Genomic DNA, 6,412 nt, shown 5'->3' on the forward strand with positions numbered 1-6,412 from the left:
CACCGCCAGCGGTGGCTTTTTTCATTCCAGCTCGCGCGCCTGGGCCATGCGCCGCTGGGCCCAGCCTTGCAGCAGGCGCGGCATGACGACCAGCAGCAACGCAATCACCAGCAGCGCCAGCGAACCGGGGCGCGTCACAAAGATGCTGAAGCTGCCATGCCCCACGGCCAGGGCCTGTCGCAACTGCACTTCGGCCTGCGGCCCCAGGGCCAGCCCCACCACCAGGGGGGTGAAGGGAAAGTCGAAGCGCCGCATGACCACCCCCAGCAGGCCAAAGCCGAACAGCAGCAGCAAGTCGACCGTGCTGTGCCGCATGCCATACACCCCGGCGGCGGCCAGCACCAGCATGGTGGCATACAGCTGGGGCCGCGGAATGCGCAGCATCCAGGTCCACATGCGCACCATGGGCAGATTCAGCACCAGCAGCATCAGGTTGCCGATGAACAGGGAGCCAATCAGCGTCCACACCAGCACCTGGCCGCTGCCGAACAGCTGGTGCCCGGGGAACACGCCGTAGTTGTTGAAGGCCCCCAGCATCACTGCCGTGGTGTTGCTGGTGGGAATGCCCATGGTCAGCAGCGGAATCAGCGCCGCCGTCACCGTGGCGTTGTTGGCGGCCTCGGGCCCGGCCACCCCCTCGATCGCCCCTTCGCGGCCGAACTCCTCGCGGTAGGCCGGGCGCACCATGTAGCGCTCGGCGGCATAGCTCACATAGGTCGGCATGTCGATGCCCCCCACGGGTACGCAGCCAAACGGCGTGCCGATCACCGTGCCGCGCAGCCAGGGGCGCCAGGAGCGCTTCCAGTCCAGGCGGGACATGCGCAAGCGCCCCACGGTGTTGAGGGTGGTGTGCACCCGCCGCTCGTACAGGGCCGAATACAGGACCTCCCCCACGACAAACAGGCCCACCGCCACCAGCACCATGTCCACCCCGTCCGTCAGTGCCGGCCAGCCACCGGTCAACCGCTCCACGCCACTGACAGATTCCACGCCCACACAGGCCAGCGCCAGTCCCACGAACAAGGCCGTCACCCCGCGCAGCGTGCTCTTGCCGACGGCCGCGCTGACCGCCCCGAAGGCCAGCACCATCAGCATGAAGGTCTCGGCATGGCCCAGCCCCTGGGCCACCCCGGCCACCCAGGGCGCCACCCACACCACCAGCAGCGACGCCAGGGTGCCGGCAATGAACGAGCCGATCGCCGCCGTGGCCAGCGCCACGCCCGCGCGGCCATTCAGGGCCATGCGGTGCCCTTCCATGGCCGTCACCATGCTGGCGCTTTCCCCGGGGGTGTTGAGCAGGATGGAGGCCGTGGAGCCGCCATACATGCCCCCGCAGGCAATCGCGATAAAGAAGATGAAGGCCTCGGTGATGCCCACATGGAAGGTCATGGGCAGCAGCAGCGCCACCGCCACCGAGGGGCCAAACCCCGGAAGCACCCCCAGGGCCGTGCCCAGCAGGCAGCCCGCCAGGGCGAACATCAGGTGCTCCGGCGTGCTGGCCAGCACCAGGCCTTGCCACAAGGCGTGCATCACATCCATGGCCAGCTCCCGCCAGGCAGCGTCACGCCCAGCACGCGGGTGAACAGCAGATAGACACCGCCTGCCACCACCACGCCCGCGCCCAGGTCCGCCGCCAGGCGCCGGGCCCGCAGCCCTTCACCCGGCCGGTCGGCACGGCGCAGGCCCTGCACCGCCAGCACATAGCCCAGCGCCGCAGCCGGCACAAACCCGGCCTGCGTGATCAACTGGGCTGGCAGCAGCAGCCCGGCCACCACCCAGACCGCCGCGGTGATCTGCGGGCGCCCCCCGCTGGACGGTGGCATCTGGCGCCAGCCCCCCTGCCAGGCCTCCCACACCAGCCACAGTCCGCACAGCAGCAGCACACCGGCACTCAGCCACGGCAGCAAGCGTGGCCCGCCATCGTCGCCCGCCTGGGCTAAGGCGGGCAATGCCCCACCACCCCAGGCCAATGCCAGGGCAAGCAGCGCCACCGCGCCGCCTACGGCCGCCTGTCCCACCTCCACCGGCCGGCGGGCGCCCTGCGGCGCCTCCCCTGGCCCAGGCTGTACACCCGGCACAGCACCCTCTTGTGTCATATCAAAGCCTCTGATCTTGGTTCCATCGCCCAGCCTACGCCCGCCCACAGGCTGCCACCAGCGGGCACCCGGGATTCTGCGCAGGATCAAGCTTGCGGGGCTGCCGCATCATCCCGTCCATCGGCCCCGACACAGCCGGTAAAAACCCGGATTGCCACGCACGGCGGGCTTGAGCGCCCTCCCCAGCCCACACGGTATCCCCGACAATCGGCCCATGAGTGAAATTTCTTCCATGCGACTGGACAAATGGCTGTGGGCGGCACGTTTTTACAAGACCCGCAGCCTGGCCGTGGAACAGATCAGCAAGGGCCGCGTGACGGTGAACCAGGCCGCGGCCAAGGCCTCGCGCGAAGTGCGCGTGGGCGACACCATTGCCCTGCGCCAGGGTCAGGTACCCCGCACGGTGCAGGTGCTCGGCCTGAGCGCGATGCGCGGCCCGGCCCCGGTGGCGCAACAGCTGTACCGCGAAACCGCCGACAGCCTGGCCGAGCGCGCACGCCTGGCCGAGGAACGCCGCCTGGCACCCGAGCCGGCCGCCAGCATTGCCCAGCACCACGACGGACGCCCCACCAAGCGTGACCGCCGCGACATCGAACGCGCGCGCCACAGCTGGGACGACCGCTGGAGCGCCAGCTGGGATGGCAATTAATCTGCGATCTCTGCCCCACCGATAACCATTCATCGGAACCTTTTGTCGAAAACTGCTCCAATCCTTGCTATTGATAGATGAACACCTGCCTTAGAGGCAGCAAGGGATTCCAGTGATTTTCGACAAGTTTTCGGCGCGCAGTGCACGCGCCTGGGCCGCCTCTGTACTGGGGGCCGCCCTGCTGACCGCCTGTCTGGGCAACTCTTCCCCCACCGCCAGCCAGGCCCCTGTCGCCGCCCGCCCGGGATCGGCCGCCCCGGCCCCCGCGGCCCAGGCCACCCGCGCCGGCTTTCAGGACTGCCGACAGTTCTTTGCCGCCGGCCAGCCACCGGCCGTCGCGGCCCAGCCCAAGCTGCGCGATCTGTGCTACGACGCGTTTGCCATCCTGCACAACGGCAACACCCGCACCCCGATGTTCGTGGCCCAGCGCATGAACCGCTCCCTGGTGGACGATGCCGACGAAAAGCGCACCAACAAGTTCTTTGCCGACGCCCGCCTGCCCCGGGCCGAACGCGCCGAGCTGAACGACTACAAGGGCTCCGGCTACTCGCGCGGCCACATGGCACCTGCGGCCGACATGCCCACGGCCCAGGCCATGGCGCAAAGCTTTTCGCTGGCCAACATGGTGCCCCAGTCCATCAAGCAGAACAGCGGCCCCTGGGCGCGGATTGAAAAGGACACGCGCCACTACGCCAGCCGCGCACAGGGCGATGTCTTCATCATCACCGGTCCGGTGTACGAGGGACAGCCAGCCACCGTGGGCGACAACCACGTGGCCGTGCCCAGCTACCTGTACAAGCTGGTCTACGACGCCAGCACCAACCGCGCCTGGGCCCACTGGCAGTCCAACCGCGACGACGCCCGCGTGAGCAAGCCCATCAGCTACGCCGAGCTGGTGCAGCGCACCGGCATCGACTTCCTGCCCGGCGTGCACCCCCAGTGAGCCGGGGCCGGCTCCGCCGGTGTCCGCTGTGCTTGGGAGCGAAAACTGCCTCCAACCGTTATTTAGCAAGCGCTGACAGCTCTGCTTTTTGAGAACCTGCAGGCAATCAGCCCCACCGGGGTCTGCAGAGCTTGAAAACCAAAACCAGCTCTAGCGCGCATGCAGCAAGCGCTGGTAGTTCTTTTTTTAAGCCCCTCGGAAGGCAGCCGGCCCCAGCACCTACAGCGCGGCGGGTGCGGTCAAATCCGACACTGCCATGCGACGCAGCAGCTGGCGGGCAACGCCAGCCAGCGCGCGGCGGCGGCCTGCAAGGCGGGCAGGCTGCCCGTGATCATCAGCCGACCCTGCTGGCGCCTGCATGGATTGAGGATAAAAACCACCTCCAGCGCTTATGGATTCAACGCTGGCAGCTCTGCTTTTTGAGAAGTGAGGAAGGCAACCGGCCCCAGCACCTACAGCGCGGCGGGTGCGGTCAGGTCCGGCACTGCCACGCTGGCACAGCAACTGGCGGGCAGCGCCAGCTAGCCAGCCAGCGGGCGACGGCGGCCTGCAAAACGGACAGACTGCCCGTGGTCATCAGCCGCCCCTGCTGGCGCCTGCATGGATTGAGGGTAAAAACCACCTCCAGCGCTGATGGAGCCAGCGCTGGCAGCTCTGCTTTTTAAAAACCCAGCAAGACAGCCGAAGCAGGCGCACCTACAGCGCCGCAGGCGCGGTCAAATCCGGCACCGCCACACTGGCACAGCAGCTGGCGGGCAGCGCCAGCCAACGTGCGGCGGCGGCCTGCAAGGCGGGCAGGCTGCCCGTGGTCATCAGCTGGATCTGTTCGGCCCCCGCCAGGGCTGCGGCCTCGCCGGGCTCGGCACGCAGGTGGCCGGCCTGGGCCAGCAGGCGGCGGGTCTGCCGCGCCACGGGGGCGCCGGTGTCGATCAACTGCACATCAGGGCCCAGCAGGGCGCGCAGCTCGTCCTTGATAAAGATGTAGTGGGTGCAGCCCAGCACCAGGGTGTCCATCTCGCCCGTTTTCAGGCCGAAATGCCCCAAAGCCTTGGTGTATCGGGCGCACAGTGCTTCGATTTCTGAAGTCTCGCCATCCGCCGCAGCGGGGGCTTGCAGCGCGCTTTGCTCGATCGCACGCGCCAGCCCATCGCAGGCCTGCACCTGGAATTGCACCCCCTGACCATGCTCCTGCAGCAGCTTGTGAAATCGCCGGCTTTCCACCGTGCCACGCGTGGCCATCACACCCACCTGGTGGGTCTGGCTGGACAGTGCCGCCGGCTTGATCGCCGGCTCCACGCCGATCAGAGGCAGGTCCGGCATGGCCATGCGCAGCGACTCGACCGCCGCCGCCGTGGCGGTGTTGCAGGCAATCACCAGGGCCTTGATGCCATGGCGCTCGCGCAGGTACTGGGCGATGGCGTGCGTGCGCGCCTGCACAAAGGCATCGCCCCGCTCGCCATAGGGGGCGTTGCCACTGTCGGCCAGGTAGACAAAATGCTCGTGCGGCAACTCGTGGCGCAGCGCTTGCAGCACGCTGAGGCCCCCGATCCCGCTGTCAAAAACGCCAATCGGCGCAGCAGCCACTGTCATGGAAAGTTCGGACACAAATCAGATGGGTGCCCAGTATGCACCCGCTGTGCCCGGCCGCGCCGCAGCGCAGGGCCACAAGCCCCTGCGGCCAGCGCGCACCGCGGCGGACAGGGTCTGCAAGCAAACCCGTGGCTAGGGCATGGTCGCCAGGTAGGACGCCACGGCCCGGATGTCCTGGTCGCTCATGCTTTTGGTCACGAAGGCCATGTTCGGGTCCGAGCGCACGCGGCTGCCTTCGCGGTAGCGCGTCAGCGTCATCTGCACATAGCCGGTGTGCTGGCCGGCAATGCGCGGCAGGCGCTCGTTGCCACGCCCGTCGGTGCCATGGCAGTTGACGCAGATGCGCTCGAAGTAGGCCTTGCCCTGCGTCACCAGGGCCGCGTCCTTGGCAGGCCGCGCCGGCAGGGGCTCTTTTTCGTAGAACAGCACCATGCCCACCATCTCGTCGCGGCTCATGGCTTTCAGGATGCCTTCCATGAAGGTGTTCTTGCGCAGCCCCTGGGAGAACTGGCGGATCTGCTCGACCAGGTAGGCGGGGTTCTGCCCATCCAAATAAGGCACTTCCAGAATCGCCTTGCCGTTCTGGTCGGCGTGGCAATTCGCACACACCGCCGCCACCTTGCGGCCCAGCGTGTAGAGCTTGTGCCCCAGTTCCGGCTGGGCCTTGGCCTCCTGCAAACGGGCCTGCAGCTCGTCCTGGGTGATGGACTTCGCGGGCTGCGCCTGCACCGCCGTTGCAACCACGGCACAGAGGCAGGCGGCACGCAGGACAAGCTTGAGACAGACGTGCAGTGGGGCGAGGAAGCGCAAATGCATGGGTGGATCCACAGCGGGCATCGGGATGGGATGCGGCCCATTATCTGCACATCCCCGGGCGAAAACCGTCTGCGCCACAAGCTGCGCAAAGCTTGATTTCGGGGCTTGCCAAACCCCACCCCAGGCGTTCTCGCCACCCAACCGGCGGTGCCAGCAATGCGCGTATGTCCCAATACGAAAGCATTCACATCTGGTTTCAACTAGCGTTTCGCACGGTCGTGCTTTTTAACCACTGCAGCCGCCCAGCACCCCTGGCGCAGCCTGCCGGTGCCACCGCCCACCCGCGCCGTGCGCACGGCACGACCTCCCCCGCAACGC

6 protein-coding genes are annotated in these 6,412 nt (G+C 67.7%); 2 read left to right on the plus strand and 4 right to left on the minus strand.

Annotated elements, in window-relative coordinates; genetic code table 11:
• Window positions 1-21: 21 nt before the first annotated feature.
• Together CA2_RS05320 and CA2_RS05325 are read right to left on the minus strand one after the other, a co-directional pair.
• On the minus strand, window positions 22-1,539 hold the full coding sequence (locus CA2_RS05320; RefSeq protein ID WP_042413452.1) for a tripartite tricarboxylate transporter permease: 1,518 nt from the start codon (window positions 1,537-1,539) through the stop codon (window positions 22-24).
• On the minus strand, window positions 1,530-2,096 hold the full coding sequence (locus tag CA2_RS05325) for a tripartite tricarboxylate transporter TctB family protein (RefSeq protein WP_081888877.1): 567 nt from the start codon (window positions 2,094-2,096) through the stop codon (window positions 1,530-1,532). Before CA2_RS05325 ends, CA2_RS05320 begins: the two co-directional genes overlap by 10 nt.
• Window positions 2,097-2,310: 214 nt before the next feature.
• Between CA2_RS05325 and CA2_RS05330 the strand changes: the two genes are divergently transcribed.
• Together CA2_RS05330 and CA2_RS05335 are read left to right on the plus strand one after the other, a co-directional pair.
• Entirely contained in the window at window positions 2,311-2,745 is a 435-nt protein-coding gene (locus CA2_RS05330) for an RNA-binding S4 domain-containing protein (RefSeq protein WP_042413458.1), read from the plus strand.
• 112 nt (window positions 2,746-2,857) lie between these two features.
• A complete protein-coding gene (locus CA2_RS05335) occupies window positions 2,858-3,688 on the plus strand; it encodes a DNA/RNA non-specific endonuclease (protein WP_245620888.1) in 831 nt (276 codons plus the stop codon).
• Between the two features lie 696 nt (window positions 3,689-4,384).
• Here the strand turns inward: CA2_RS05335 and murI are convergent.
• Complete coding sequence (gene murI / locus CA2_RS05340; RefSeq protein WP_042413461.1) at window positions 4,385-5,278, minus strand: glutamate racemase; 894 nt, start codon at window positions 5,276-5,278, stop codon at window positions 4,385-4,387.
• A 132-nt stretch (window positions 5,279-5,410) separates the two neighbouring features.
• The gene (locus CA2_RS05345; protein WP_217997624.1) at window positions 5,411-6,022 is read right to left on the minus strand and encodes a c-type cytochrome; all 612 of its coding nucleotides are present in this window, start codon (window positions 6,020-6,022) and stop codon (window positions 5,411-5,413) included.
• Window positions 6,023-6,412: the final 390 nt, after the last annotated feature.

Source organism: Comamonas aquatica NBRC 14918 (assembly GCF_000739875.1).
GTDB lineage: Bacteria > Pseudomonadota > Gammaproteobacteria > Burkholderiales > Burkholderiaceae_C > Comamonas > Comamonas aquatica.